This window comes from Actinoplanes sp. NPDC089786, from assembly GCF_040684855.1.
In the GTDB taxonomy this organism is placed as follows: domain Bacteria; phylum Actinomycetota; class Actinomycetes; order Mycobacteriales; family Micromonosporaceae; genus Actinoplanes.
This window is the reverse complement of the sequence record NZ_JBFBGU010000001.1, coordinates 808,796-832,464: the sequence shown is the minus strand read 5'-3', so window position 1 is coordinate 832,464 and position 23,669 is coordinate 808,796. Positions and strand designations below refer to the sequence as shown.

Annotated in this window: 23 protein-coding genes and 1 pseudogene; 7 read left to right on the top strand and 17 right to left on the bottom strand. The window is 71.4% G+C overall.

Annotated features, from left to right (window positions below; genetic code table 11):
• The first annotated feature begins 183 nt into the window (after window positions 1-183).
• Together AB0O15_RS04010 and AB0O15_RS04005 are read left to right on the top strand one after the other, a co-directional pair.
• Window positions 184-1,542 carry a murein transglycosylase gene (locus AB0O15_RS04010; protein ID WP_364313700.1) on the top strand — a complete coding sequence of 453 codons (1,359 nt, stop codon included), beginning with the start codon at window positions 184-186 and terminating at the stop codon, window positions 1,540-1,542.
• Between the two features lie 77 nt (window positions 1,543-1,619).
• On the top strand, window positions 1,620-2,633 hold the full coding sequence (locus AB0O15_RS04005) for a GNAT family N-acetyltransferase (protein ID WP_364313698.1): 1,014 nt from the start codon (window positions 1,620-1,622) through the stop codon (window positions 2,631-2,633).
• A gap of 4 nt (window positions 2,634-2,637) precedes the next feature.
• On the opposite strand, the gene AB0O15_RS04000 is transcribed toward AB0O15_RS04005, so the two are convergent.
• The 9 genes from AB0O15_RS04000 to AB0O15_RS03960 all read right to left on the bottom strand — a co-directional run bounded on the left by AB0O15_RS04000 (window position 2,638) and on the right by AB0O15_RS03960 (window position 11,742).
• Window positions 2,638-3,132 carry a helix-turn-helix transcriptional regulator gene (locus AB0O15_RS04000; RefSeq protein WP_364313696.1) on the bottom strand — a complete coding sequence of 165 codons (495 nt, stop codon included), beginning with the start codon at window positions 3,130-3,132 and terminating at the stop codon, window positions 2,638-2,640.
• A 448-nt stretch (window positions 3,133-3,580) separates the two neighbouring features.
• Window positions 3,581-4,570 (bottom strand): porphobilinogen synthase, encoded by a 990-nt coding sequence (hemB, locus tag AB0O15_RS03995; protein ID WP_364313693.1) that lies wholly within the window; start codon window positions 4,568-4,570, stop codon window positions 3,581-3,583.
• 9 nt (window positions 4,571-4,579) lie between these two features.
• Window positions 4,580-6,166 (bottom strand): uroporphyrinogen-III synthase, encoded by a 1,587-nt coding sequence (locus AB0O15_RS03990; protein WP_364313690.1) that lies wholly within the window; start codon window positions 6,164-6,166, stop codon window positions 4,580-4,582.
• Entirely contained in the window at window positions 6,163-7,092 is a 930-nt protein-coding gene (hemC, locus tag AB0O15_RS03985) for a hydroxymethylbilane synthase (protein ID WP_364313687.1), read from the bottom strand. The genes AB0O15_RS03990 and hemC overlap by 4 nt, the downstream gene beginning before the upstream one ends.
• Window positions 7,089-8,378 carry a glutamyl-tRNA reductase gene (locus AB0O15_RS03980; protein WP_364313685.1) on the bottom strand — a complete coding sequence of 430 codons (1,290 nt, stop codon included), beginning with the start codon at window positions 8,376-8,378 and terminating at the stop codon, window positions 7,089-7,091. The genes hemC and AB0O15_RS03980 overlap by 4 nt, the downstream gene beginning before the upstream one ends.
• On the bottom strand, window positions 8,375-9,094 hold the full coding sequence (locus AB0O15_RS03975; RefSeq protein WP_364313682.1) for a redox-sensing transcriptional repressor Rex: 720 nt from the start codon (window positions 9,092-9,094) through the stop codon (window positions 8,375-8,377). The genes AB0O15_RS03980 and AB0O15_RS03975 overlap by 4 nt, the downstream gene beginning before the upstream one ends.
• A gap of 240 nt (window positions 9,095-9,334) precedes the next feature.
• A complete protein-coding gene (locus tag AB0O15_RS03970; protein WP_364313680.1) occupies window positions 9,335-9,976 on the bottom strand; it encodes an HAD hydrolase-like protein in 642 nt (213 codons plus the stop codon).
• Window positions 9,977-9,985: 9 nt separating this feature from the next.
• A complete protein-coding gene (locus AB0O15_RS03965; protein WP_364313678.1) occupies window positions 9,986-10,243 on the bottom strand; it encodes a glutaredoxin family protein in 258 nt (85 codons plus the stop codon).
• Window positions 10,240-11,742 (bottom strand): AMP-binding protein, encoded by a 1,503-nt coding sequence (locus AB0O15_RS03960; RefSeq protein WP_364313676.1) that lies wholly within the window; start codon window positions 11,740-11,742, stop codon window positions 10,240-10,242. The genes AB0O15_RS03965 and AB0O15_RS03960 overlap by 4 nt, the downstream gene beginning before the upstream one ends.
• A gap of 442 nt (window positions 11,743-12,184) precedes the next feature.
• On the opposite strand from AB0O15_RS03960, the gene AB0O15_RS03955 reads away from it, so the two are divergent.
• Both AB0O15_RS03955 and AB0O15_RS03950 read left to right on the top strand, forming a co-directional pair.
• A complete protein-coding gene (locus AB0O15_RS03955) occupies window positions 12,185-13,036 on the top strand; it encodes an ECF subfamily RNA polymerase sigma factor, BldN family (protein WP_364317020.1) in 852 nt (283 codons plus the stop codon).
• 160 nt (window positions 13,037-13,196) lie between these two features.
• Window positions 13,197-14,036 (top strand): annotated as a pseudogene (locus tag AB0O15_RS03950) (DUF5667 domain-containing protein); the annotation flags it as partial.
• 411 nt (window positions 14,037-14,447) lie between these two features.
• On the opposite strand, the gene AB0O15_RS03945 reads toward AB0O15_RS03950, so the two are convergent.
• The 5 genes from AB0O15_RS03945 to AB0O15_RS03925 all read right to left on the bottom strand — a co-directional run bounded on the left by AB0O15_RS03945 (window position 14,448) and on the right by AB0O15_RS03925 (window position 18,386).
• The gene (locus AB0O15_RS03945) at window positions 14,448-15,473 is read right to left on the bottom strand and encodes a lysophospholipid acyltransferase family protein (RefSeq protein WP_364313673.1); all 1,026 of its coding nucleotides are present in this window, start codon (window positions 15,471-15,473) and stop codon (window positions 14,448-14,450) included.
• Window positions 15,474-15,546: 73 nt separating this feature from the next.
• Window positions 15,547-16,632, bottom strand: a complete 1,086-nt coding sequence (locus AB0O15_RS03940) for an NAD-dependent epimerase/dehydratase family protein (RefSeq protein ID WP_364313670.1) — start codon at window positions 16,630-16,632, stop codon at window positions 15,547-15,549.
• A 70-nt stretch (window positions 16,633-16,702) separates the two neighbouring features.
• Window positions 16,703-16,804 (bottom strand): AURKAIP1/COX24 domain-containing protein, encoded by a 102-nt coding sequence (locus AB0O15_RS03935; RefSeq protein WP_007465623.1) that lies wholly within the window; start codon window positions 16,802-16,804, stop codon window positions 16,703-16,705.
• A 238-nt stretch (window positions 16,805-17,042) separates the two neighbouring features.
• Complete coding sequence (locus AB0O15_RS03930; RefSeq protein WP_364313667.1) at window positions 17,043-17,264, bottom strand: helix-turn-helix domain-containing protein; 222 nt, start codon at window positions 17,262-17,264, stop codon at window positions 17,043-17,045.
• Window positions 17,265-17,465: 201 nt separating this feature from the next.
• The gene (locus tag AB0O15_RS03925) at window positions 17,466-18,386 is read right to left on the bottom strand and encodes a proline dehydrogenase family protein (protein ID WP_364313664.1); all 921 of its coding nucleotides are present in this window, start codon (window positions 18,384-18,386) and stop codon (window positions 17,466-17,468) included.
• Between the two features lie 54 nt (window positions 18,387-18,440).
• On the opposite strand from AB0O15_RS03925, the gene AB0O15_RS03920 reads away from it, so the two are divergent.
• Entirely contained in the window at window positions 18,441-18,977 is a 537-nt protein-coding gene (locus AB0O15_RS03920; RefSeq protein WP_364313662.1) for a CGNR zinc finger domain-containing protein, read from the top strand.
• A gap of 44 nt (window positions 18,978-19,021) precedes the next feature.
• On the opposite strand, the gene AB0O15_RS03915 is transcribed toward AB0O15_RS03920, so the two are convergent.
• Window positions 19,022-19,837 (bottom strand): sugar phosphate isomerase/epimerase, encoded by an 816-nt coding sequence (locus AB0O15_RS03915; protein WP_364313659.1) that lies wholly within the window; start codon window positions 19,835-19,837, stop codon window positions 19,022-19,024.
• A 109-nt stretch (window positions 19,838-19,946) separates the two neighbouring features.
• Between AB0O15_RS03915 and AB0O15_RS03910 the strand changes: the two genes are divergently transcribed.
• Window positions 19,947-20,810 (top strand): hypothetical protein, encoded by an 864-nt coding sequence (locus tag AB0O15_RS03910; protein WP_364313656.1) that lies wholly within the window; start codon window positions 19,947-19,949, stop codon window positions 20,808-20,810.
• Between the two features lie 8 nt (window positions 20,811-20,818).
• Here AB0O15_RS03910 and AB0O15_RS03905 read toward each other — a convergent pair whose 3' ends face one another.
• Both AB0O15_RS03905 and AB0O15_RS03900 read right to left on the bottom strand, forming a co-directional pair.
• Window positions 20,819-21,502: a response regulator transcription factor gene (locus AB0O15_RS03905; protein ID WP_364313653.1), complete on the bottom strand. Its 684-nt coding sequence runs from the start codon at window positions 21,500-21,502 to the stop codon at window positions 20,819-20,821.
• A gap of 29 nt (window positions 21,503-21,531) precedes the next feature.
• Window positions 21,532-22,809 (bottom strand): ATP-binding protein, encoded by a 1,278-nt coding sequence (locus tag AB0O15_RS03900; protein ID WP_364317018.1) that lies wholly within the window; start codon window positions 22,807-22,809, stop codon window positions 21,532-21,534.
• 185 nt (window positions 22,810-22,994) lie between these two features.
• On the opposite strand from AB0O15_RS03900, the gene phoU reads away from it, so the two are divergent.
• Window positions 22,995-23,642 carry a phosphate signaling complex protein PhoU gene (phoU, locus tag AB0O15_RS03895; RefSeq protein WP_364313650.1) on the top strand — a complete coding sequence of 216 codons (648 nt, stop codon included), beginning with the start codon at window positions 22,995-22,997 and terminating at the stop codon, window positions 23,640-23,642.
• Window positions 23,643-23,669 lie beyond the last annotated feature (27 nt).

Genomic DNA, 23,669 nt, shown 5'->3' with positions numbered 1-23,669 from the left:
TCGAACCGGCCCGGGAAAGACGACGCGCCGGGTCCTGACGTGCGTCCGCCGGCGCCACATCGGGGTGGGCCGCTCGGCAGCTCCGGGGCGGCCCCCGGGTCCTCCTCCTCGCCGGAAATTCTGCCCGAAGCCACCCCGTCCGAGGGGTCCGAGCGGGCAACCGCCGAAGACGCTGCCCCTGCGGTGAGTGAGAAGGAAAGCGCGGAGAGTACGTCCAAGGTCGAGAGTGCGGACGCCTCCTCCTCGTCCTCCGAGCCGCCCGCGCCTGCTAAGGCCGAGGAGGAGGCGTCCGAGCCGCCCGCGCCCGCTAAGCCCGCCGCGGCTGCGGCTCCTGCCGCCGCTGCCGTTCCCTCAAAGCCTGCCGAGGCCAAGGCGGCCGAGGCGCCCGCGCCTGTCGGAGGCGCCGGGACGGTCGCGCCGGCCAAGGTTGAAGCCGACGGCGAGAAGACGGATGCAGGCAAGCCCGACGCGGCGAAGGACGGTGACAGCAAGGACGGCGGCAGCGCCGACAAGAAGGACAGCGGCGGCCCGGAGAAGAAGGACGGCGGCGACGGCAAGAAAGATGTCGCCGACATCGACCTCGACAAGCCGGTCGTCGTCACCACGGGCACCGCGTCCGGCAAGCGGGTCACCCGGGTGCTGCGGCGGGCCAACCCGATCAAGGCCGCCCGCACGGCGACCCGCAGCACGTCGGCGTGGGCCAAGAAGCCGTCCGGGCGTCTGCTCATCCCGGCGGTCGCGGCCGCCCTGCTGATCGGTGCGGCCGGCGCCGCGGGTGCTTACCTCGTACCCAAGGCCCTGGAAGCCGGCGCCGCACCCAGCCGCAGCCCGGGCTTCCCGCTCGACCAGGCCGCCCCCGGCCCGCTCGGGGCCAGCAACGGCGCCCTCCCACCGATCGACCCCAACGTCGGCGGCTTCAGCGCCGACCCGGTGCTTCCCCCGGTCACCGGCGGCGGCCGCCCCGCCGACTCGTTGCAGGGCTGGGCCCAGGGCGTCGGCACCCGGGTCGGCATCCCGGTGGTGGCGGTCCAGGCCTACGGGTACGCCGAACTGATCGCGGCCAAGATGACCCCGAACTGCCACCTCAGCTGGACCACGCTCGCCGCCATCGCCAAGGTCGAGTCGGGCCACGGCAGCGCCAACGGCTCGGTGCTCAACGCCGACGGCACCGTGGCGCCCCCGATCTACGGCCTGCCGCTGGACGGCAAGGGCGGCCGGCAGTCGATCCCGGACACCGACAAGGGCGTGCTCGACGCCGACACCTCCTTCGACCGGGCGATCGGGCCGCTCCAGTTCATCCCGGCCACCTGGACGCTGATGACGGCGCGCAAGGAGGTGGACGCCGACAACAGCGGCGCCGCCGACCCCAACGACATCGACGACGCGTCCATGGCCGCGGCCTTCTACCTGTGTCAGAGTGGGCGCGACCTGTCCAAGGCGGACGCCTGGTGGGATGCGATCCTGACCTACAACGCGGTGCGCCCGTACGCGCAGAAGGTCTTCGACGCGGCAAATGAGTATGGCCAGCGCAGTCGGGTTTGACAACTCAGCGTGAGCAGATCGGCACGAATGACTCCCCGGCACTTCCCGTTCTTGCCCGCATTCGGCAAGCTGTACGGGTGAGGGTGCGCGAATGGGATCCGCGGGCGGCGTCGGACGGTGAGATCGAAGCGCTCGTGGTGACGGTCAACGCGGTCCTGGCACAGGACCTGCCCGATGACCCGCCATGGCGTGAGGTCCAGGTCAGGGACTATCTGGCCGAGACCATGCCGGGCGAACGCCGGATCAGCTGGGTGGCCGAGGACGACCGGCTCGCCGAGGGCGAGAGCCAGATCTATGCCCATGTGAACCTGCTGCTCCTGGGCAACATCGGCGTGCTCGAGGTGCTGGTGCACCCACGGCTGCGCCGACGGGGGCTGGGTCGCCAGCTGGTGGCGGTCGCGGCGCGGCGCGCGTACCTCGAAGGCTTCTCGTCCTTGGGGGTCGAGGCCATCGGGCGGACGCCGGCGATCGCGTTCTACGAGGCGCTGGGCTTCGAGAAGGAGTACGTCGAGACGAGAAGCGTGCTCCACCTGTCCAAGGTGGACTGGGTGACGCTGGGCGAGATGGCGAACGGCATCAGCGAGGGCTACCGGCTCGAGTACCACCCCGGCGGCCCGCCCGACGAGCTGATGGAGGCGTACGCCCAGGCGAAGACCGAGGCCGAGGACAGCGACCTGGAGATGCAGCCGCGCAGCTCCGACCCGCAGCGCCTGAAGGACAGCCTGCTGACCCTGCACCGGCGCGGCCTGAAGCCGTACATCGTGCTGGCCATCCACGAGGCGACCGGCGCGGTGGCCGGCCTGACCGAGGTCGTCGTCCCGGCCCAACACCCCGAACGCGCCGACCAGTACGACACGATCGTCGTCCGCGACCACCGCGGCTACGGCATCGACCGCGCCATCAAGGCCAAGATGCTCTTCGAGCTCCGCAGCGCCGAGCCCGGCCTGCACGAGGTACAGACCTGGAACGCCCAGCACAACGAGTCCATGCTGAAGGTCAACGCCGAACTGGGCTTCCAGCCCGACCGCGACTGGTGCGAATACGGCGCCGACGTCTCCGGCCTCGTCGAGTCCTTCGCCCCCACCGAGTGACCTCTCAACTCGCCCGCTGAATCCGCCACCAGAGATCGAGATCCGGCGGCGGCGGCATGTGCCGGTACTTCGACACCCGGACCTCCCATTGGCTGCGCATGCGCATCACATCCCGCCGCTCCCGGTCCCGGTGGAAGGTTTCGGGCGGCCTTGCCAACCCGTAGCGGTCTCCCCACCACTCCCCGGGCTCCGGATCGAGAACCATGTCCAGATGGCTCGGATAGCGCCGCTCCGCTCCGTCCCTCGTGTCATCCCAGTCTTCCATGGGCTGCACCAGCCGCCCCTCCTCGTCGATGACCGCCAGCCATAACTCCGCCGGCCGCAGAAGCCGCGACATCACCGCCAGGCTGGGAATTCGAACACCCGCCTCGATCCGGCTCACCACGGAATGCGACAGGCCGCTGGCCTTGGCGATCTCACGCTGACTGAGATCGGCCAACCGGCGCGCGCGCCGAACGAGCCCGGCCGCGGGAAATTCGTCGTCCTTTGCTGCTGTCACGAGCGAAATGGTGGCAGTTGCCGGCCGCTCGCTCCGCGCCCCTGTGGACAACGCCTCCCCACGCCTTTTGCTCTGAGCGCGTATAGGCAACACCCTGACCAAGGGAGCCGCGGCCGAACCCGAGAATTGACGTAGCCAGCAGGTGCATATGCCCCGAATCGGGCCGTCATCGTCGAGTCAGAGCCGGAATATCGCTCTGCGTGGCCACCGACCTCTCCCCGCACCCATCGCCTGGATGCCGGAAGTGCAGCTCATGCCGGTGTTGCCTATACGCGCTCAGAGCAAAAGGGCGGAGGAGGGTGGTGGCGGGTTGGAGCTACTGACTGCGGAGAGTGTCCGTCAGGAAAGGGGAACTCCGCTGCGGCAGACGCTGAGGACGGTCGGTGCGACGGTCGGAACGTCGGCCGGTCGGGCAGCCGGGCGGGCGGGCGTGAGCTGCGGGTTTGGGTCAGTAGCGGGCGCGGAGGAGCTGGGCGGCCTCGGTGGCCCAGTAGGTCAGGATGATCTGGGCGCCGGCTCGCTTGATGGAGGTGAGGGACTCGAGGATGGCGCGCTCGCGGTCGATCCAGTTGTTGGCGGCGGCGGCCTCGATCATCGCGTACTCGCCGCTCACCTGGTAGGCGGCGATGGGGATGTCGACCCGGTCGCGGAGGCGGGTGATGATGTCGAGGTAGGGCATCGCGGGCTTGACCATGACGATGTCGGCGCCCTCGGCGATGTCGAGATCGGTCTCGCGGAGGGCCTCGCGGGCGTTGCCGGGGTCCTGCTGGTACTGGCGGCGGTCGCCCTGGAGGGAGCTCTCCACGGCCTCGCGGAACGGGCCGTAGAAGGCGCCGGCGTACTTGGCGGCGTACGCCAGGATGCTGGTGTCCTGGAAATTCGCCGCGTCGAGGGCCTTGCGGACGGCGCCGACCTGGCCGTCCATCATGCCGGACGTGCCGACCATGTGGGCGCCGGCGGTGGCCTGCGCGACGCCCATCCGGGCGTAGAGGGCCAGGGTGGCGTCGTTGTCCACCGAGCCGTCGTCGGCCAGCACGCCGCAGTGGCCGTGTGAGGTGAACTCGTCCAGGCACAGGTCGCTCATCACGACCGTGCTGTCGCCCACCTCGGCGATGACGTCGCTGATGGCCACGTTCAGGATGCCGTCGGGGGCGAGGCCCTGGCTGCCGGTCTCGTCCTTGTGGTCGTCGGTGGGCACGCCGTAGAGCATCAGGCCGCCGACCCCGGCCCGGACCGCCTCGTGGGCCGCCTTGCGCAGGCTCTCCCGCGAGTGCTGGACCGCGCCGGGCATCGAGGAGATCGCGCGCGGCTCGGTCAGGCCCTCCTTGACGAAGAGTGGCAGCACCAGTTCGGCCGGCGCCACCCGCGTCTCCTCGACCAGGCGACGAATGGCGGCGCTGCGGCGAAGACGACGTGGGCGGACATCCGGGTACGACATGAGGATCTCCTAGCGGAAGCGGAGCGCCGTGGGTCCCTGCACCTTCGAGCCACGCCGCTGCTTGGCCGGCATGGCGGCGAGCTTCTCGCGCAGCTCGATCGCGTACTCGGCCAGCGCCTCGACCAGGTCGGGCACCGACGCGTGCTGCGGCTGCACGTCGACCCGGAGGCCGAACTCGATGGCGGTCTCGGCCGTCTTCGGGCCGATCACCGCGACCACCGTGCGGGCGTGCGGCTTGCCGGCGATGCCGACCAGGTTGCGGACCGTCGACGAGCTGGTGAAGAGCACCGCGTCGAAGCCACCGGACTTGATGGCGTCGCGGATGTCGGCCGGCGGCGGCGCGGCACGCACCGTGCGGTAGGCGGTCACGTCGTCGACCTCCCAGCCGCGCTCGATCAGCCCGGCGGCGAGCGTCTCGGTGGCGATGTCGGCGCGCGGCAGCAGCACCCGGCCGACCGGGTCGAGGATCTCGTCGTGCGGCGAGAACTCGGCCAGCAGGCCGTCGCTGGACTGGTCGCCGGCGGGCACCATCTCGGGCTGGATGCCGAACGCCCGCACGGCCTCGGCGGTCGCCTCACCGATGCAGGCGATCTTCACGCCGCCGAAGTGGCGGGCGTCCAGGCCGTGCTCGGCGAACTTCTCCCAGACCGCGCGGACCGCGTTGACCGAGGTGAAGACGACCCAGGCGTACCGGCCGTCGACCAGGCCCTTGACCGCGCGCTCCATCTGGGCGGGGGTGCGGGGCGGCTCGACCGCGATGGTCGGCACCTCGCACGGGATGGCGCCGTACGCCCGCAGCCGCGCGCTCATCGCGCCCGCCTGCTCCTTGGTGCGCGGCACCAGCACCTTCCACCCGTACAGCGGGCGGTTCTCCCACCAGCTCATCTTGTCGCGGTGGGCGACCTCGCCGCCGACGGTGAGGACGACCCGGCCGGTGAAGCCGAGCGCCGCCGCGACGAAGCTGTCCACGCTGGAGGTGGTCGTGTACTGCGTCTCGCCGGTGCCGTCGCCGGTCACCGCGACCGCGGTGCCGGGCTCGATGCCCGCGGCGAGCAGGCCGTCGCGAACCGCGGCCAGGTCACCGGCGTCCACGGCGACCGCGAACGTGCCCTTGCGCGCGGCGTTGGCGAGGCTCTCGAAGTCGAGTGCGGCCACGTCGTCGACGTCGGCCACGGTGCGTACGCCCGGCAGCGGCACACCGGCGTAGGTGGCCACACCCTCGGCCTGCCCGAGACCGGGCACCACCTCGAAGTGCACCGCCGTACGCGCGACCGCCTGGACCTCGCGCACCACCGTCTCGTGCCCGAACGGGTCGCCGGCCACCAGGTGGACCGCGTTGAGCCCGGAGCGGGCCGCGGAGATCAGCACCTTGGCCACGTCGCCGGACGCGCCCTCGGCCGGGCTGAACTGGGCGTCCGCCTTGGCCTCGGCCCTGATCGCGGCGAGCAGCGTGTCGGGTACGCCGCTGTCGTAGACCACCTGGTCGGCCTCGACCAGAGCGTCGTGCGCCCGGCGTGTCAACAGCTCGGGGTCGCCGGGTCCAGCGCCGACGAACGCGATGCGTCCGGCGGGCTTGCGGGCGGTGCGGGTGGTCATGCTGTGCTCCCCATCAGGGTGTCGGCGCCGGCGTCGAGGAGATCGGCGGCGAGTGCCTTGCCGATCTCCGCCGCGTCGGCGGGCGTTCCGGTGCGCGACAACCGGACGTCTCGGCCCCCGTCCGGGCTGATCACGGCACCGCGCAGGTAGATCTCGTCGCCGTCCTCGCCTTCAGCGAGCTCGGCATATGCGGCGACCGGGGCGGAGCACCCGGCCTCCAGCGTGGCGAGCATCGCCCGTTCCGCCGTGACGGTGGAACGGGACGGTGCATGATCGAGCGTGGCCAGCAGTTCGACCAGGTCGGTGTCGCCGGACCGGCACTCGACCGCCAGCGCGCCCTGGGCCGGGGCGGGCAGCATGAGCATCGGATCCAGCGTTTCGGTGACCTCGGCCGTGCGGCCGAGACGCGCCACTCCGGCCCGGGCCAGGACGACCGCGTCGAGGTCGGCCTGAGGGCCGAGCACCCGAGCGATCCGGCTGTCGACGTTGCCCCGGATCGGAGTGATCCGCAACTGTAGGCCCAAAGCGTGCAGTTGCGCGATTCGGCGCACCGCGCCCGTCCCGATCTGCGAGCCCGCGGGCAGCTCGGTCAGGGTCAGCCGGTCGCGTGCGATCAGCACGTCGCGCGGGTCGGCACGCTCGGGAACTGCGGCGATGTGCAGGCTGGGCTGGTCGCCGGTGGGCAGGTCCTTGTACGAGTGCACGGCGAAGTCGATCTCGTCGGCCAGCAATGCATCCCGCAGTGCGGACACGAAGACCCCGACGCCGAGCTGGGCGACCGGCGCGGCCGACTTGTCCCCCGCGGTGGCGATGCGCACCAACTCGACCGGGTGACCGGTGACCGCCATCAGGGCATCCGCGACCTGCCGCGACTGGGCCAGGGCCAGTTGCGAGCCGCGGGTCCCGAGGCGCAGTGGCGTCCTCATGCGTTACCCCCGATCTCCGGTACGGCGTCGGCCTGCGTGGCCAGTGGAACGTCCAGGTCGAACAGCTCGCGCAGCAGGGTGGCGTACTGATCACCACCGGGCTCGGCGGCCAGCTGCCGGACCCGGACGGTCGGCGAGTGCAGCAGCTGCTGGACGACCCGGTGCAGCGTACGGGAAACGTCGGCCCGCTGCTCCTCGGTGAATTCCGGCCGTCGCGCGTGCAGCTTGCGCAGCTCGCCGGCCACCACGTCGTCGGCCCGGGTCCGTAGCGCCGCCACCGTCGGAGCGATGTCGGCGCCGCGCAGCCAGGCCAGGAAGTGCTCGACCTCGGCGGCCACGATCTGTTCGACCGCCGCCGTCTCGGCCGCCGCGGGCAGGGCCCGCCGGCTGTCGGCCAGGCCCTCGATGTCGATCACGGTCACGCCGTCGATCCCGGTCACGTCCGGCGCCACGTCCCGCGGCACCGCCAGGTCGAGCACGACCAGCGGGGCGGCGGCGGCGAGCAGGGCGCGGTCGAGCACCGGCCCGGCGGACGCGGTGGCGCTGACCACGACCTCGGCCTCGGCCAGCGCGCCGGCCAGGTCGGCGTAGGGAACCGCGGTGGCGCCGTAGGCCTCGGCCAGCCGCGACGCCCGCTCGGCGCCCCGGTTGGTGATCGTCAGCGGCCCGACCCCGGCCCGGGTGAGCGTGGCGACCGACAGCGCGCCCATCGCCCCGGCCCCGATCACCAGCGCCGGCCGGCCGGTCAGGTCACCGATGTGCGAGGCGGCCACGTCGAGGGCGGCGGAGACCACGCTCTGCCCGGCCTTGTCGATGCCGGTCTCGGCGTGGGCCCGCTTGCCGACCCGCAGCGTCTGCTGCATCAGCTCGTGCAGCAGCCGTCCGGCAGTGTCCGCCTCGGTGGCCTGGTGGTAGGCGTCGCGGAGCTGCCCGAGGATCTGCGCCTCGCCGACGACCATCGACTCGAGACCGGCCGAGACCCGGAAGGCGTGCCGGACGGCCGCCTCGTCGTAGTGCACGTAGAGGTGAGCGGCGAGCGTGTTACCACCGATGCCGGAATGTTCGGCCAGGACGCTGCAGATGTCGCCGAGGCCGCCGTGGAAGCCGGTGACCGCCGCGTACACCTCGACCCGGTTGCAGGTCGAGACGACCACGGCCTCGCCGACGTACGGCTGCCGGACCAGCTCCTGGAGCACCGCCTCCTGCTGGGCCGGCGTGAACACGAGCCGTTCCAGGGTGGCGACGTCCGCCGTGCGGTAGGACGTGCCGACACAGAGCAGGTTCATGACCCCACCGCCTCGGTCCGGCCGCCGGGCAACGCGGTCAGCGACGCCTTGCGGTGCTCGTGGAAGGAGAGGATCTGCAGCTCGATGGCCAGGTCGACCTTGCGGACGTCGACGCCCGCCGGGACCGTGAGCACGCACGGCGCGAAGTTCAGGATGCTGGTCACGCCGGCGGCGACCAGGTCGTCGGCCACGGTCTGCGCGGCCGAGGCCGGGGTGGCGATCACCCCGATGGCGATCGACTCCTCGGCGGCGACCTGCGGCAATTCGTCGATGTGCCGGACGACCAGGCCGCTGATCTCTTCGCCGACCCGGTTGGCGTCGGCGTCGAAGAGGGCGACGATGCGGAAGCCGCGGCTGGCGAACCCGTCGTACCCGGCCAGCGCGTGTCCGAGGTTGCCGACGCCGACCAGGCAGACCGCCCGGCGCTGGTCGAGCCCGAGGATGTACTCGATCTGGGCGGTCAGCAGGGCCACGTCGTAGCCGACGCCGCGGGTGCCGTACGACCCCAGGTGGGAGAGGTCCTTGCGGAGCTTGGCCGAGTTGACCCCGGCGGCGGCCGCGAGGCCCTCGCTGGAGATGGTCTCTGCTCCGTCCGCCAGGTTGTGCAGCGCACGGAGATATTCCGGCAGCCGGGCGATGGTCGCCTCGGGTAGATCCGGGAAGGCGGGAACCGCACCTGGCGTGCCGGGTGTGTTTCCGTGTCGCTGCTCGCTCATCTGACTCCGTGCCGACGAGATGGCTGACCTGCAGAGAGCCCGACGTGGACGGCAAGGTCCGGCTGTGATAGCGGGGCTCGTCAGTGCCACAGAGTAGGCGCTTGTGAAGGCGTGCACAAATCGCGATCTTGGTAGGAGGTCTGGACGAAGATCCACTTGCCGTGCTAAAGGCAAGCTCTCCCGAGTATTACCGGTGGACCCGCCCCACGCCCAATCGCGTCACGATCCCGACCCCGGGTATCAGAGCGTACGGGCGATCTCCACGGCCTCGACCAGGGTGTCCGCCACCGGGCAGCCGGCCGCCCGCAGGCGCGTGGCGTCGGTGAAGCCGCCCGTGTAGAGCACCACCGCGGCGCCGTTGGACCGGGCCGCCGCGGCGTCGTCGAGCGAGTCGCCGATCAGGACGGCCTCGGCGCCGGTGACGCCTATCTCACGCAGGTGGCCGGCCAGGTGTCCGGCCTTGAGGTCGCCGCCCACCTCGGTGCGCAGGCCGTCGACCCGGGTGAAGTGCCCGCTCAGCCCGTACGTCTCCAGGGCCGGGACCAGCTCGCTGTGGAACCACATGGACAGCAGCGACTGGCAGCCCGGCCAGCTGGTCAGCGCCTCCTTGGCATCCGCGGCCAGGGCCATCGTGGTCAGCCCGAGCCGGTACGCGTCGTGGAAGATCCGGTCCAGCTTGCCGAACTCCTCGTCGTCGACCGCCCGCTCGAGGATCTCGGCGTAGAACTCGGCCACCGGCCGGCGGAACCGGGTGCGGTGCTCGTCCGGGCTCACGTCGCGCCCGCCGACGGCCGCGAAGGCCTGGTTGGTGGCGATCACCACCAGCGCGAAATCGTCGAGCAGAGTGCCGTTCCAGTCCCAGACAAGATGCGTACGCGCCACGCGGACAACCTACAGGCGAGGCGCGCCGGGCGGCTTCGCGATATCGCGCCGCAGCCGTTCCTCCTCGACCCGCCAGTAGCCGTGCTCCCGGCCGTCCAGCAGCACCACCGGCACCCGGTCGCCGTAGTCCCGCTCCAGCTCGAGCGACGACTCCACGTCGACCCGGTCCCAGGCGCCGGGCACGACCCGCTCCAGCGCCTGCTCGGCCACCTCGCACAGGTGGCACCCGTCCCGGCTGATCAGCGTGACCCGGTTGGTCGTGGTCATGACAGCTCCCGCTTCCGCACCTTGCCCAGCGCCGAGTGGGGCAGCGAGGGCACCAGCTCGATCGCGGCGGGCAGCTTGAAGCGCGCGAGCTGCGCCGCGCAGAAGACCTGAAGCTCGGCCGCGGTGGGTGGCGGGTCGAGGGCCGGCACCACGTACGCGTGGGGCGCCTGCCCGGTGTCCGGGTGGTCCATCGCGACCACCGCCGCCTCGGCCACGCCCGGGTGGGCGTCCAGCACCCGCTCGATCTCGGCCGGGTAGACGTTGAAGCCGTTCACCAGGATCAGCTCGCCGAGCCGGTCGACCAGGTGCAGGTCACCGTCGCCGTCGGCGTACGCGATGTCCCCGGTGGCCCACCATCCGTCGGGGTCCGGCCCGTCCCGCCCGTCCGGCCAGTAGCCGCCGAACAGGTTGGCCCCGCGCACCACGATCTCGCCGGGGTCGGTGCCGGCCGAGTCCTCCACGGAGAGGTCCAGCTCGGCCAGGTCCTCGGCCGGGGTGGCGGTGCCGTCGGCCCAGAGCACCTCGCCGTCGGCCGTGCGCAGCCGCAGCTCCACGCCGGGCAGCGGGCGCCCGATCGAGCCGGGCTTGCCCCGGTCGCTCACCGCGGTGGTGGTCAGCACCGGGGCGGTCTCGGTCAGCCCGTACCCGATGATCACGGTCCGGCCGGTGACCGCGGTGAACCGGGCGGCGTCGTCAGGGCCGAGCGGGGCGGCGCCACAGACCGCGGTGCGCACGGTCGCGAGAGAGGTTCCGGCCGATTCCGTACGCGACCACGCCGCGTACATGCTCGGCACCCCGACCGTCACGGTCACGCCGTGCTCGGCGATCACGCCGAGCGAGGCCTCGGGGTCGAAGCGGTCCAGCAGCACGCCGGTGGCCGCGTGATGGGCGACCGACCCGAGCCCGGTGTTCAGCCCGTAGGCGTGGAAGAACGGCACGGTGAGCAGCACGACGTCGGCCGGGCCGACGACGGCCGGCTCGATCCGGTCGAGCTGCTCGTGGTTGGCGGCCAGCGCGCCGTGGCTGAGCATGGCGCCCCGGGGCCGCCCGCTGGTGCCCGAGGTGTAGAGCAGCACGGCGAGCTGATCGGCGGCGATGTCCGGCAGTTCGGCGGCCGCGCCGGAGCCGGCGTCCTCCAGCTCGCGCGGCGACACGCACGACACGCCGTCCAGCGCGCCGGCCGTGACCACCAGCGACACGCCCGCGTCGGACAGAGCATATCCCCGCTCGTCGGCGGTGTACCCGGGATTGAGCGGCACCGCGACCAGCCCGGCTCGCAACACACCGAAGTACGCGATCGCGAAGTCGATCGAGGTACCCAGCACGAGGCCGATCCGGTGGCCCGGCCCATCGACCGCGGTGGCCAGCCGGCGGGCCGCCCGGTCGACCCTCGCGTCGACGTCTTCCCAGGTCAGCGACGTTTCTCCGGCGATCAGCGCGATGCCGTGGGGGCGGCGCCGGGCGGCCTCGCGGACCGCGTCGCGTGCTCTGTTCTCCACAGCGGCTGAGTGTGGCACATCACCCCCGGACGGAGGAGGACGGACAACTTGTCCGTCTCCGTCCGGCGTGGGTCGTACATCGTCGCAGAAGTTCCTGTTGTCTTGTCTGCGCCACTTCATGCTGTTTTCGCGCAGCGCACACGGTGTGCGACTCCGTGTGTCCGGTGTCCGTGACACTCCAGATCTGTGTAACGGACTCCACACCCATGGGTGCGGTCGTGGTCCCGGCAGTTCCGGGCTCGGCCCACCCCTTTTGTTGTGAGTGACCATCCCTCACCCCCGAGGAGGCCGCTGTGCCACACGAAGCACGGATTCAGCACGAACGGACGGAGGCGCAGTGAGCGATGTGTATGCCGGCGATCCGTACAGCGCGGCACGCTTCACGCTCAACTCGGGGCTGACCCGGCTGGCCGGCTCCGTCGAGACGTTCGTCGCCCACGCCATCCGAGGCGACGGACCCAAACGGACCCGCAACCGGCCGCACATCAACGAGTCCCCCAGCCGGCACTCGCCGCCCACCGGCAACGTCAAGCCGGTCGGCGGCCGCGTGGCGGTGCCCGGCCGCCCGGCCATGCCCGCCCAGCCCGGCCCCGGCGACCGCAGCCTGGACGGTGAGACCCGTCCCCTGGACAACGCCGACACCCAGGTGGTCGTGCCGACACAGAGCACCACCGGGCCACCCACCGAGTCCGAGCCGCCGAAGTATCCGGCCCGGCCCGATCCGACCGATGCCGCCGCCGAGGTGTGGGCGCTGGTCGAACGCGCACAGGCCGGCGAGGCGGCGGCCTTCGGCCTGATCTACGACCGGTACGTCGACACGGTCTTCCGGTTCGTCTACTTCCGGGTGGGCAACCGCCAGCTGGCCGAGGATCTGACCTCGGACACCTTCCTGCGCGCGCTCAAACGGATCAGCAGCTTCACCTGGCAGGGCCGTGACCTGGGCGCCTGGCTGGTCACCATCGCCCGCAACCTGGTCGCCGACCACTTCAAGTCCGGCCGCTACCGGCTCGAGGTGACCACCGGCGACGTGCTCGACGCCGACCGCGAGGACCGCGGCCCGGAGGGCAGCCCGGAGTCGGCCGTGGTCGACCACATCACCAACGTCGCCCTGCTCACCGCGGTCAAGCAGCTCAACCCGGAGCAGCAGGAATGCATCGTGCTGCGGTTCCTGCAGGGCTTCTCGGTGGCCGAGACCGCACAGACCATGGGCAAGAACGAGGGCGCGATCAAGGCGCTGCAGTATCGGGCGGTGCGAGCGCTGGCACGGTTGTTGCCCGAAGGATTCCAGTGGTGACGCGCACGGGGCAGCACACACTCGCACAGCCGACACTTCACCGACCGTCGATGCCCGTAACCCTAAACCTCCTCGGAGCGTTTGTCCGGGTGCGACCCGCGGTCGCATCCGTCGGTCACGCGATCGGTGGATCAGTCACGAGCGAAGGGAGGTGCCCCCGGTGAGGTTCGACCTTTTCGACCGGCGGCGCGCCGGGCGCTTCGCGGAACTTCTCGACGAGACCGGCGGCGGCCGTCGGCACCACTCGCGTGGTCCGGCCGACGGCGAGCTCGCCGAGCTCGTCGCCATCGGTCACAGCCTGTCCGCGGTCAACCCGCGGGCGCAGGTGGGCAACGAGTTCCGCACCGGGCTGCGAGCGATGCTCGTGGCCACGGCCGAGCGGGACGGGATCGGCCGGACCGCTGCCCCGACCGCGACCGAACCGGTCGGCCACGCCGCACCGCGCCGCGGCCTGAGCTTCAACGGCCGCCGGGTCCGGGCCCGTGGCGCCATCGTGATCGGCGTCGCCGCCGGCGCGATGGCCGTCTCCGGGATCTCCGCGGCCAGCGAGAACGCCGCACCCGGCGACGCGCTGTACGGCGTCAAGCGCTCGACCGAGCGCGCGCAGCTGGCGATGGCCGGCTCGGAAGTCACCCGGGGCCAGTTGTCGCTGGACTTCGCGCGGACCCGGCTGGCCGAGGCGGCCGCGTTGCCGGGCGGCGCGACCGGGTTCTCCGGCGTGCTGAACGACATGGACGCCGACACCCGGCAGGGCGTCAAGCTGCTCAACGAGGCGGCCGTGACGCGTTCCGACAAGGCGCCGTTGAGCCGGATCGACACCTTCGTCGCCGGTCAGCGGCAGACGTTCGCGCCCCTGCTGGGCCGGCTCCGGCCGGCCGACCGGGAGCGGGCGGGCACGTCGCTGTCCCTGTTGGACGACGTCCAGGCCCGCGCCGAGGAACTGCGCGCCGGGCTGTCCTGCGGCACCGCCACCCGAACAGGCGCCGACTCGCTCGGTCCGCGTCTGCGCGGGTGCATGGCCGGCAAGGACTCGTCCAGCGACAACGGCGGCTCTCAGGGGCACGGTCAGAAGGCGGGCAGCAAGCCCGGTGCGACCGGCGCCGCGAAGGACGACGAGCAGCCGGCCACCACCGGCGAGGCGCGTCCGGAGAAGACCGGCCCGGCGGCCGGTCCGACCGGCACGACCCCGGCCACCAAGCCGGGCGACAGCCGCACCAAGGTGGCGCCGACCGGCACCCCGGACGGCGAGCCGTCACCGGCCGAGTCGCCGGCGACCGATGACGAGGACCAGGGTGTGCTCGGTGGACTGCTGAACGGAATCTTCGGAGGCTGACAGCCCAGCCCAGCGGAGATGGCGAAGGGCGGTGCCGGGGTTGAACCCGGGGCCGCCCTTCAGTCACATGATACGACGTCACAGGCCGAACGGATCGGGCCTTTTCGCCAGCAGGTCGTGCACAGTGGCCTGAATCGTCTCGCGCACCTGATCGGCCAGGTTGTAGACCACCATCGGGTCGTCCGCGTACTCGGTGAGGTGGGCCGTCGGGATCGGCGGGCAGAACTGGATCATCCACTTGCTCGGCAGCGGCACCAGGCCGAGCGGGCCGAGCCACGGGAAGAACGGCGTCACCGGGAAGTACGGCACGCCGAGCAGCCGGGCCAGCGGCTTGAAGTCGGCGAGCATCGGATAGATCTCCTCGGCGCCGACGATGCCGACCGGGACGATCGGGGTGCCGGTGCGCAGGGCCGCCGACACGAAGCCGCCCCGCCCGAAACGCTGCAGCTTGTAGCGGTCGGCGTACAGCTTCCCGGTGCCCTTGAAGCCCTCGGGGAAGACGCCGACCAGTTCGTCGTTGCGCATCAGCCGCTCGGCGTCCGGGTTGCAGGCGACCGTCGCACCGACCTTGCGGGCCAGCTCGGACATCACCGGAACCCGGAAGACCAGGTCGGCGCCGAGCAGGCGGAGGTGCCGCTCCTCGGGGTGCTGGTCGCGCAGCGCCACCGAGAGCATCACCGCGTCGAGCGCGAGCACGCCGGAGTGGTTGCCGACCAGCAGGCCGCCGCCGGTGGCCGGAACATTCTCGATCCCGAAGACCTCGGTGCGGAACCAGTCGCGGTAGAGCCGCTTGAGCATCGGCAGGAACATCGAGTCGGTGAGGTCGGGGTCGAAGCCGAAATCGTCGACCTCGTAGGCGCCGGCCAGCCGTCGGCGCAGGAAGGCGAGACCCTTGGCGACCCGCTGATCCCAGATGTCGACGGTGTCGCGCGGCTCCTCGCCGACCGGCTCCTCCGGCTCGGGCTCGGGGGCGGGCGCCGGTTTGCCCGGCGTACGCCCGTTGAGCGGGTGGTTGCCGTTGATCCGCGGCACGGCCTCCTCGGCCGGGAGCTCGAAGTCGAGGTGTCCCGGCAGGGTGGCGCGGCGGTACTCCTCTTGACTCACGATGACACTCCGCTTCGCTCCGTGCCATCGTGAGCCGGACTGCTGAGCCGAATGGTTCGCTCGCTTCGCTCCCTCACGGCTTATCACTTCCCAGGGAGGCGGCCGCCGATGCGCGAACGGCCCGGATGCCCTCGAGAATGGCCTTCTCGGCGGCGTCGAGTCGATCGGCGGTCAGCGACGCGCCGTTCGCGTGCCCGGTGACGAAGTCGTCGAAGGCCTCGGCCGTGGTGCGGGGCGTGAAGCCGAACTCCTCGGTCAGCCGGGCGGTGTCGACCACGCGGCCGTGCACGAACCAGTCGATCTGGTCCAGCCCGATCTGCCCGATGCGTACGTTGCGGGCCACCGCGGCCAGCGACGACAGCGTGCCCTCGGGCAACGCGATCGAGATGCGGCCGGCCCGGCGCACCGCCTGGGAGAGCACGATGACCCCGGCCCCGGCCACATTGAAGGTGCCCGGGTGGTCCTCGACCACGGCGCGGTGCAGGATCTCCAGCGCGTCGTCCACGTGCACGAACTGGAGGCGGGCGTCCCGGCCCCAGACCGTAGGCACCACCGGCTGCGCGAAGTAGCGGGTGAGCGTGGTCTCGGCGGACGCGCTGATGAACGGCGCGAAGCGCAACACGGTGGCGCCGACCTCGGGGCGGCGCCGGCGGAAGCCACGCACGTACCCCTCGATGTCGAGAATGTCGCGCGCGAACGAGCCACGCGGCACGGCCCGCGGCTCGGTGTCCTCGGTGAAGACCGCCGGGTCCTTGAAAGACGCGCCGTAGGCGGCCGTGGAGGAACGCACCACCAGCTTGCGCAGCCGCGGCGCCGCCTGCGCGGCGGCGAGCAACTGCATCGAGCCGATGACGTTCTGTTCTTTCATCGCCGCGCGACCGCCGCTGTCGGGATCGGGCGCGCTGGTGACGGCGAGATGGACCACCGCTTCGGCGCCCAGATCGGCGATCGCCCCGGAGGCGGCCCGGGCGTCGGCCTTGACCAGCTCGACGTCGCCGAGCAGGCCGGCCAGCGCCGGGGGCGGATCACGGGGATCAAGGCCGATGACGCGCTCGACGCCGGGCTGGGCGGCGAGACGTGAAGCCACCCGGGCGCCGAGGAACCGACTGACCCCGGTGACGACGACCACCCGTGGAGGCCTGTTATCGGAGGTCACCACGGGCGCCCTCTCTCACGACGGACGGCGGCGAATGGCAAGCGGGGTCGGCCGGGCAGGGCCCGGCCGGCGATCACTTGCCGAGACGGCGACGCTGGACGCGGGTCTTGCGCAGCAGCTTACGGTGCTTCTTCTTCGCCATACGCTTGCGACGCTTCTTGACCACGGAGCCCATACGAAAAGCCTCTCGAAACCATGTGTTCGCTGGATCGGCGCGCATCACGCACCTGGATCCAATGACTGGACGGTGTCCCGGGCCGGGCGCTCACGCACACGTCACACCCGGGAACCAACCGCTCCAGCGTAGCGGCCTCACCTCGGCGAGACCAACACGGCCCCCACGCCTGGCCTCAAATTCGCTTCCGGGGCGCATCCATGGCCGGCGAATTTGAGACTAGGCGTATAGCGGCTCGTCAGGCCGTCTGGCTGAACGCTCCTCGCAGATATTCGTGTACCGCGTGCTCCGGAACCCGGAATGATCGACCGACGCGAACGGCGGTCAGATCTCCCCCGTGCACCAGCCGGTAGACGGTCATCTTCGAGACCCGCATGAGCGCGGCCACCTCGGCCACGGTCAGAAACCGCACTTCGGACAGCCGTTCCTCGGACTGGTCTGGACCCGTCGGACCCGTCATCTCCCTCGCACCGATCCTCTCGCAGGCGTCGGTCACCGCGGCTCGGGCGAGGCCTCTGACGAGGCCGGTGCCGTGGCGCTCGGACGCGCGTGTCATCAGTACGGTATCGATGCTTCTGTGACCAACGCGATGCGTTCCGTGAAATTGCTTCAGAAAGTCAACGCGCCGCGCCGGAGAGTGGGCCCTTTTCGTCCGGAATGATTACTTACGCGAGGCTAGTGCCCGTCCGAAGAAGGCGAGGTTGGCCGGACGCTCGGCCAGCCGGCGCATCAGGTAGCCGTACCACTGGTCGCCGTAGGGGACGTAGACGCGGACGGTGTGCCCGGCGCCGGCCAGCCGCGCCTGCTCCTCGGGACGGCAGCCGTAGAGCATCTGGAACTCGTACTCCTCGGGCGACCGGTCGAACCAGCGGGCCCGGTCCTCGGCGATCGAGATGAGCCGCGGATCGTGGGTGGCGACCATCGGGTAGCCCTCGCCCGACATCAGGATGTTCAGGCAGCGCACGTACGACTTGTCGACATCCAGCGCCGACTGGTACGCGACCGACTCCGGTTCGGCGTACGCGCCCTTGCACAGGCGGACCCGGGAACCGGCCGTGGCCAGCTCGCGGCAGTCGCCCTCGGTGCGGCGGAGGTACGCCTGCAGCACCGCCCCGGTCGACGGGAAGTCCTTGCGCAGCTCGGCCAGGATCTCCAGGGTCGAGTCGGTGGTCGAGTGGTCCTCCATGTCGAGGGTCACCGTGGTGCCCGCCTCCTGGGCGGCGGCGCAGATCTGGTGCGCGTAGTCGTACGCCACCCGCTCGTCGACCTTCTGACCCAGCGCCGACAGCTTCACGCTGACCTCGGCGGCCGGGGTCAGACCGGCCTCGCGCAACCGGCCCAGCAGGGTGAGGTATTCGTCGCGGGTGGCCGTCGCCTGCTCGGCGGTCAGCGTGTCCTCGCCCAGGTAGTCCAGTGACACCGCCAGCCCGTCGTCGGCCAGCCCCCGGCTGGTCCGTAGCGCCTCCTGCACGCCGCTGCCCGCGACGAACCGGCGCACGATGCCCTTGCTGACGGGCGCGGACTCGACCAGCCGCTCCAACCGGGACGATCCGGCGGCGGCGAGAAAGACGGATCGGAGCATGGGCCGAGCGTATCGCCCGGTGCTGTGCTGGGCCGGGGCAGCTACCTTTGTCGGGTGGACTTCGACGCGTACGCCCGGACCGCCGTTGATCTGGTCAATGCCCGCCTGGACGACCTGGGCGGCCTGCGGGCCATGTTCGGCGACGAGCACCAGTGGATGCGCGACGAGGCGGCCGACAAGGACGTGCCGGTCTTCCGGCGGGCTCAGAAGCGGCTGCGCGAGGTCTTCCAGCACGGTACGGCGGGCCGTGACGCCGAGGCTGTCACCGAGCTGAACGCCCTGCTCGCCGCCTTCCCGGTCCAGCCGCGCATCTCCGGCCACGACGCCTCCGACTGGCACATGCACGTGACCAGCCGCGGCGCCTCGGTCAGCGCGGAATACCTGGCCGGGGCGGTCTGGGGCCTGTCGGTCTGGCTGTGCGAGTACGGCAGCGCCCGGTTCGGCATCTGCGCCGACGAGCGCTGCGGCAACGTCTACCTCGACACGTCGTCGAACAACTGCCGCCGCTTCTGCTCGGAGCGCTGCGCGACCCGCTCGCATGTGGCCGCGCACCGCGCCCGCAAGCGCGCCGCCAGCCTCACCCCGGCCTGAGGCGCGCCGCCAGGCCTCACCCCGGCCCTGTGATGAGAGCCGGCTTAGGCCGTGGCGTGGGCCGGGTTCTGGGCCGGCGCCAGGTGACGCCGGGCGAACTCCAGCGACTCACGCAGGTCGACCTCGCGCTCGGCCCGGCTGGACACCTTGCGGGTGTTCACCTCGAGCGCGACCGAGCCGGTGAACCCGCCCGCGGCCAGTGACTGCAGCACCTGTGCACACGGCTGGTTGCCGCGGCCGGGCACCAGATGCTCGTCACGGCCCTCGCCGGTGCCGTCGCCGAGATGGAGGTGGCGCATGGCCGAGCCCATCTTGCCGAGCATCTCCAGCGAGTCGACCCGGGCGGCCGAGCAGTGCGAGATGTCCAGCGTGTACGCGTCGAAGCCGGTGGTCGTCGGATCCCAGCCCGGGGTGTACGGCACGAACCAGCGCCCGGCCATCTTCACCGGGAACATGTTCTCGATGGCGAACGTGATGTCGGGGTGTTTGGCCTGCATCTTGGCCACCCCGGGGGCGAAGTTCCGGGCGTAGTCGCGCTGCCAGCTGAACGGCGGGTGCACCACCACGGTCGGCGCTTCGAGCGACTCGGCCAGCTGGGCGGCGCGGTTCAGCCGCTCCCACGGGTCGGGGCTCCACACCCGCTGGGTGACCAGCAGGCAGGGGGCGTGCACCGAGCGGACCGGCATGTCGTAGTGCCGGGACAGGACGCGCAGCGCGTCGGCGTCCTGGCTGACCGCATCGGTCCACACCATCACCTCGAGGCCGTCGAAGCCCACCGTGGCCGCCATCTCGAAGGCGGCCGCGGTCGGCTCGGGGAAGACCGACGAGCTGGACAGAAGGACGGGGACCCTGGAACTCACGCTTCCAGGGTAGACCCGGCGTGCTCGAAGGCTCGACTCGTGGCTGGATATAACCGTCAAACCGGGCGGCGCCGAGGTGACGGTCACCCGCACGCGTACGCTGACGCGGGTGAGCCGCCGCACCCCCGTCCAGATCACGCTGGGCGCCACCGCCGCCGCGCGGGCCGAAGAGGTCGACCTCGACTACGCCCGTGAATGGATCGAGTTCCCCGACCCGGCCGACGATCAGCATTCGGTCCGCGCCGACCTCACCTGGCTGCTGTCCAGCTGGACCTGTGTCTTCGGGTCGGCCTGCCACGGCATCGTCGCCGGCCGGGCCCAGGACGGCTGCTGCTCGCACGGCGCGTTCTTCACCGACGCCGACGACGAGAACCGCACCAAGGCGGCGGCCGCCCGGCTCACCCCGGAGAACTGGCAGTACTACCGCAAGGGCTTCAAGAACTACACCGAGATGGACACCGTGGACGGCAGCAAGCCGGCCCGGCGGACCGCGACCCAGTCGGCCGACGGCCCGTGCGTCTTCCTCAACGACGCCGGCTTCCCCGGTGGCGGCGGTTGCGCGCTGCACGCCCAGGCGCTGCGCGACGGTGTGCACCCGCTCACCTACAAGCCCGACGTCTGCTGGCAGCTGCCGGTGCGCCGCGAGCAGAACTGGGTCGAGCGCCCCGACGGCACCAAGGTGCTGCAGTCGACGCTGGCCGAGTTCGACCGCCGGGGCTGGGGCGCCGGCGGGCACGATCTCGACTGGTGGTGCACCTCGTCACCGGACGCGCACGTCGGCACCGAGCCGATGTTCAAGTCGTACGCGCCCGAGCTGATCGCCCTGATCGGCGAGGAGGCCTACCACCGCCTGGCCGAGCTGTGCGAGGCCCGGCTGGCGACCGGGCTGATCGCCGAGCACCCGGCCACGGTGAAGGCCCGGGCCCAACGGAAGATCAACCCGGCGGCCAGCAAGAAGAAGAAGATCCTCTAGCCGCCGGCCTACGGCTCGAACTTGTAGCCGAGACCCCGCACCGTGACGATGTAGCGCGGCGCGCTGGGCTCCGGCTCCACCTTGGAACGCAGCCGCTTGACGTGCACGTCGAGGGTCTTGGTGTCGCCCACGTAGTCGGCGCCCCAGACCCGGTCGATCAGCTGGCCCCGGGTGAGCACCCGGCCGGCGTTGCGCAGCAGCAGCTCGAGCAGCTCGAACTCCTTGAGCGGCAGCTGCACCGACGAGCCGTCGACGGTCACCACGTGGCGCTCGACGTCCATCCGGACCGGGCCGGCGGCCAGCGTCGGGGTGGTCACCTCGGCCGTCTCGGCGCCCTGGCGGCGCAGCACGGCTCGTATGCGGGCGACGAGCTCCCGCGGCGAATACGGTTTGGTGACGTAGTCGTCGGCGCCGATCTCGAGGCCGACGACCTTGTCGATCTCGCTGTCCCGGGCGGTGACCATGATGATCGGCACCGCCGACCGCTGCCGGAGCTGGCGGCAGACCTCGGTGCCGGACATCTCCGGCAACATCAGGTCGAGCAGGACGATGTCGGCGCCGGTCCGGTCGAACTGGGTCAACGCCGAGGTGCCGGTCGGTGCGACCGAGACCTCGAACCCTTCCTTGCGCAGCATGTACGACAAGGCGTCGGAGAACGACTCCTCGTCCTCGACCACGAGCACGCGGGCCAATGTGGTTCCTTTCCGTTCGCGCGGGAGGGCTAGCGCTCTTCCGCGCCAGGGTCGATCTCAGCCGCCGGTGGTAACGGCGACGGGGCTTCCGGGGGTCGCGCCGGTAGGCGCAGCGTGAACGTCGAACCACCACCAAGTGTGCTGGAGACATCCACCCGGCCACCATGGTTGGTGGCGATGTGCTTGACGATGGCCAGGCCCAGCCCGGTGCCGCCGGTGGACCGGGAACGCGCCTGGTCGGCCCGGTAGAAACGCTCGAAGATCCGGTCCAGGTCGTGCGGCGCGATGCCGATCCCCTGGTCGGCCACGTCGACCTCGATCCAGTCGTCGGCCTGACGCACGGTCAGCGAGACCGTGGTGTCGTCGCCGGAGTAGGCGATCGCGTTCTCCACCAGGTTGGTGACCGCGGTGGCGACCTGGCTGTCGCTGCCGAAGACCATGGCGCCGCGCGGCCCGGCGTACACCACCTCGATCTTCTTGGCGCTGGCGGTGGTTCGCGTGCGGTCGATGACCTCGGCGATCACCCAGTCGACGGCGACCGGCTCGGGGGTGGGCAGCGGCTCGGCGCCCTGCAGCCGGGTGAGCTCGAGCAGCTCGTTGACCAGCCGGCCCATCCGCGCCGACTCGTGATGGATCCGCTCGGCGAAGCGCCGGGCGGCGATCAGGTCTTCGTTGGCCTCGTCGTCCGGCTCGGGCTCGGGCATCTCGGTGGCGTCCAGCAGCGCCTCGGCGAGCAGTTGGAGGGCGCCGATCGGGGTCTTCAGCTCGTGGCTGACGTTGGCCACGAAGTCGCGCCGCACCCGGGCCAGCCGGTGCGACTCGGTCACGTCGGCCGCCTCGACGGCCACGTGGGTGGCGCTCAGCGCGACCGCGCGCAGGTGCAGGCCGAGCGGCGCCTGCGGGCCACCCGCGCGGCCCCGGGGCAGGTCGAGCTCGACCTCGCGGCGCACGCCGGTGCGACGGACCTGGCCGGCCAGGGTACGGAGGATCGGATGCGCCGCGATCGTGCCGGGGGCGCCACCGGACCGCAGCAGCCCCATGGCTCGCGCGGCCGGGTTGACCAGGACGGGCTCGTCGTCGGCGTCGAGCACGACCACGCCGACCCGGAGGGAGTCGAGGCTCTTGCGGCCCAGGCCCTTGAGCTTGCCGCTGGAAGACTCTCCGTCGGCTTCGATGGCGCGTCCTTTCTTCCCCGTTTCCACGGTCGTGGCCCTGGCGTCCTGTTTGCCGGTTCGCCGACGGGCGATGAGCAGCCCGGCCGCCACTCCGATGACGAGGGCGACGAGGAGGAGGCTGACGCCTGACACCCGGTCCACGCAGCGATCGTAGGGTCATTGTTTACCTGGGCCCACACGAGAATAGGACATAACGGACGCGCGTCAGGCAATGTTCACTGCTCCGCCCGGCGTCGTTCATCACCGTTCACACGCCTGCCGTCCCACGCACCTAGCGTGGCGAGGACGACAGCCCCGACCGACAACAGGACGTGACGATGCGCGAGGAATTCCGGGCCGACCTGGCCGAGGTCAACCGGCTGCTGGTGACCATGGCCGAAGCCGTACGCGCCGCGATGAAGAAGGCGACCAAGGCCCTGCTCACCGCCGATATCGAGGCCGCCCGGGCGGTGATGGAGCGGGACGCCGAGGTGGACAAGCTCTACGCCCAGGTGGAGACCAAGGTCGCGGACACGATCGCCCGCCAGGCGCCGGTCGCGAGCGACCTGCGGACCGTGATCACGGCCCTGCACATCTCCGCCGACCTGGAGCGGATGGGCGACCTGGCCGAGCACGTGGCCAAGACCGCACAGCGGCGGCACCCGTCGCCCGCGGTCCCGGCCGAGCTGCGCGGCGTCTTCCAGAGCATGGCCGAGCGGGCCGACCTGATGGCCGAGAAGATCACCGGACTGCTCGCCAGCCCCGAGGCCGGCGCGGCCGAGGAGCTGGAGAAGGACGACGACGCGATGGACGAGCTGGAGCGGGAGCTCTTCAAGATCCTGCTGCACGACGACTGGCCGTACGGCGCCGAGACGGCGATCGACGGCGCCCTGCTGGGCCGCTTCTACGAGCGCTACGCCGACCACGCGGTCAACATCGGCGAACAGCTCGCCTTCCTGGTGACCGGCGAACCGATCACCGACTAGCAGGCCGAGCAGTGTCGCTCAACCCCG